This window comes from Pseudomonas sp. PME37.24/006 (assembly GCF_055556635.1).
The window spans coordinates 1-276 of sequence record NZ_JBVHNL010000073.1 but is presented as its reverse complement, the minus strand read 5'-3'; the positions used below and the strand labels follow the sequence as shown (position 1 = coordinate 276).

Genomic DNA, 276 nt, shown 5'->3' with positions numbered 1-276 from the left:
GCCGCGTCCTCGATCACCCAGAGCCCGTGGGCCCGGGCGATGGTCATGATCTCGTCGTAGTCCGCCGGCTGGCCGAAGGGGTCCACGGCGATGATCCCCACCGTGCGAGGCGTGATGGCGGCCTCGATCAGAGTCGTGTCGATCGACCACGTGTCCGGTCGGACGTCCACGAACACGGGGGTCGCGCCGGCCCACATCACCGAATGGCCCGTCGCGGGGAAGGTGTAGTCGGCCACGATCACTTCGTCGCCCGGCTTGACGCCCAGGACCACCTGA

At 68.8% G+C, this 276-nt stretch carries 1 protein-coding gene; it reads right to left on the bottom strand.

The genetic code is table 11. The features are described from left to right. Positions 1 to 276 (bottom strand): aminotransferase class I/II-fold pyridoxal phosphate-dependent enzyme (locus ACZ3GY_RS23900; RefSeq protein WP_465912209.1); only part of this gene is annotated, 276 nt, incomplete at both ends.